Source organism: Shewanella sp. SG41-4 (assembly GCF_014164505.1).
In the GTDB taxonomy this organism is placed as follows: domain Bacteria; phylum Pseudomonadota; class Gammaproteobacteria; order Enterobacterales; family Shewanellaceae; genus Shewanella.
The window spans coordinates 1-3,366 of sequence record NZ_JACJFI010000347.1 but is presented as its reverse complement, the minus strand read 5'-3'; the positions used below and the strand labels follow the sequence as shown (position 1 = coordinate 3,366).

The window sequence follows — 3,366 nt, the reverse complement described above, 5'->3', positions numbered from 1 at the left end:
TATTTTCGTCATCTATTTACGGAATTACCTAAGCGTGCACCATTAGATGATATGACTGATTTGCTGCCGTGGAATGTTGATTTAGGTGAAGCAGAATAAGCTTCACCAGTTCATTGACCGCTTACACTTTATTAGCAAAATCACTACGACTCTCATGATCAGTTATCCATGCTAACAAGCTGACTGACTATCCGAGATAGTTTCACATTTTAAAATCATGGTCACAAAAGATAGGCTTTATCAGTACAACCACGAGTATCACTTCCCACTCATAACTGCTGACATAGTTTGTGCTAGACACCACAGTCCTAACTTGCCGTTTAACTTATTTAAAGCAATAACAGTTTGCCTGATAGCTGGCCTCAACTTGGAATAATAAATGGTGCTTAACAATCCTTTGTCCCACTAACAGTGTGCTATCAAGATTAAATAAGCTCGCTATAGAAGCGCCAATACTGCTTGTTAGCAAAATAAAGGCGTGATCTGTATCAATTATAAGTAAAACCCTCGATACATTATTGTGAGAAATTAATTCTCAACAATACAGTAACCAATATCACACATTATAACTTTACCTAAATAAATCAAACAATTAAAAACAAAAAATAACTGGCACATTACATGCTCTTACTTTAATGCTTACATTTTCAAACAAGAAAATGAATAAACAGGTTAATAGGTAAATATTCACCTCGTTTAAAAATTATTAATATTAAGGGGACGATAATGAGTACAGACACTAAAACAAATCTATCAAGACGCCACTTTTTAAAAGCAACCAGTATTACCACCGCAACAGCTGGATTAGCTTTATCCGGCTTTGCTTCTGCCAAAACAGAGTCAAGCTGCACCTCATTACCAGATAAATGGGATGAGACCTATGATGTCGTTGTTGTCGGTAGTGGATTTGCAGGTTTATCTGCCGCCATCGAAGCTAAAAATGCTAAATCATCAGTTGTGGTACTTGAAAAAATGCCTGTTCCTGGTGGCAACTCAACCATCAATGGTGGCGGTATGGCTGTTGTCGGCAGTGATATTCAAAAAGCCAATGGTGTAACAGACTCTGTTGATGCAATGCTTGCTGATATGTATAAAGCGGGTCTTGGTCTTAACTACCCTAAACAAGCACGTATGGTTGCCGAACAATCTAACGATGCATTTGAATGGTGCCGAGATTATCTTGGTGTGAAATTCAAAGAAAAACTCGCACAATTCGGCGGACATTCAATCCCAAGAACACATACCACTTATAACCAATCTGGTTCCGGTATCGTGCACCCAATGTTAGAAAAAGCAAAAGAACTGGGTATTCCGCTCAAAAAGAAAGTCTTCGTAAAACGCCTAATAAGCAATAAAGAAGGCAGAATTGTAGGACTTGAGGTGATCACTAAATTCAAGCCTGGTAAAGAAAACTCTACTGCAACACATTTCATCAAAGCCAATAAAGGCGTTGTGATGGCATCTGGTGGCTTTGCAGCCGACGTGGTTTATCGCTCATCCCAAGATCCTAGATTAACAGAAGAGCTTGCAACAACAAATCACATGGGAGCCACTTCTGAATGTTTAAAAGAAATGATCCGTGTTGGCGCAAATCCAGTGCAACTTTCATGGATCCAATTAGGGCCATGGGCTTCACCAGATGAAAAAGGCTTTGGTCTTGCTCCTATTTTCGCTGCTTACTCAGCCTTTACTCACGGGGTGATGGTTAATCCTGAAACCAGTGAACGTTTTGTTGACGAACTTGCTGACCGTAAAGTGCGTGCCGATGCCATTATCAAAACCGGTAATGTCGCCGTTGCTATTTGTGATGCAAAAGGCGTCAAAGCTTCTATGCATGTTATGCCTAAGCTACTTGATCGAAAAGTAGTGCATACCTTTGACACCATTCAAGCTCTAGCTGCTCACTATAATATGTCGGCTAAAACGCTAGAGGCACAAATACAACGTTATAACAGCTATGTTTTAGCAAAAAATGACCCTGAGTTTAATAAACCGTTCTCAATGAATCAGCAACCAATTGTCGAAGCACCTTTCTATGCTGTTCGTTTATGGCCTAAAGCACATCACACAATGGGCGGTGTTGAAATCGATACAGAAGCAAGAGTCATCAACATTGCGACACGAGAAACCATTCCAGGATTGTTTGCATGTGGTGAATCTACTGGGGGGACGCATGGTGCTTGTCGCCTAGGTACTGTAGCCATTCCCGACTGCATCGTGTTTGGTCGTATTGCCGGTAAAAATGTAGCAAAAGCATAACAACTATAACGACTGGGCAAAATGCCCAGTCGACGAATATTGATGAACTTATGAAAGAGAAAAATCATTATGAATAAATTATATACACGTAAACCATTAGTAACAGCTGTCGCCATTGCAATACCGCTTATGATTGGCACTGCCTCGGTTAATTCAGCCGAATATGATATCGCTGACACTGAAGTGACTGCCGGTGGATATGCCAAACTAATGGTCAATTATGATACTAACGGCACGATTACGGCCCCATACAATGGCGACCTTTATAGTATTTATACTACTCCGATTGATGGTTCAGCCAATGCTGACAAATCGGATTTACATATGACGGCGAGAGAGAGTCGTTTGTTCATTAAAACAGCATCAAAAAATAAATACGGCACGTTCAAAACACATGTAGAAGGTGACTTTTTTGCTGACATCGATAGTGATGGCCCGACTTGGTCTAATAGTAACGGCTTCAGGATCCGTCATGCATATGGTGAAATGACCATGGGTAAACATATGGTTCTAGCGGGGCAAACATGGTCTAACTTTATGGATTTCGCAGGCATCATGCCATCGATGGATTTCGCCACGGATCCAGGAACCACATTTGTCCGCCAGCCTCAAGTTCGCTACCAATACAATATAGGTAAAGGTCAATACACTTCAATCAGTCTTGAAAACCCAACGCTTGGACTAACAGCCGCAGGCCCTTATACCCTAGTGAATAACGGTTCAAGTGAAGATGTCATGCCAGATATTATCGCCAAGTACTTTTACGCTAATAGTAGAGTTACTTTTTCACCAAGAGTCGTGATCCGTCGATTTGAACTAGAAGGTGATGATGCTTTTGGTTATGGCCTAGCATTAAACACTAGCCTTAAATTTGGAGACGGTCATAAGGCAGTTCTCGGCTTAATGTACGGTGATGGTATTGGTCGTTATGCTGGTCTAGGTTTTAATGCCGGTGCCGGTATCAATGCTGCTGGGGAAACAGATACCTTAGAATACAGCAGCATTACTGGCGGAGTCGTTTTTGCGCTTCAACAAGATATGCGATTAGCCATTGGTGCAGGTTATTCAGAACAAGACGAGAAAGGCCTTGAAGACGGTATTCTTACT

Annotated in this window: 2 protein-coding genes; both read left to right on the top strand. The window is 41.1% G+C overall.

The features are described 5' to 3' along the window. The first annotated feature begins 726 nt into the window (after window positions 1-726). Window positions 727-2,259, top strand: coding sequence for a flavocytochrome c (locus H5202_RS19400; protein WP_182773506.1), 1,533 nt, complete (start codon window positions 727-729; stop codon window positions 2,257-2,259). A gap of 69 nt (window positions 2,260-2,328) precedes the next feature. Continuing rightward, on the top strand, window positions 2,329-3,366 hold a 1,038-nt coding region (locus H5202_RS19395), incomplete at its 3' end, for a DcaP family trimeric outer membrane transporter (protein WP_182773505.1).

What these genes read in the sequence shown, in the direction of transcription:
- H5202_RS19400 (WP_182773506.1), top strand. Translation starts at nt 727, where the DNA reads ATGAGTACAGACACTAAAACAAATCTATCAAGACGCCACTTTTTAAAA.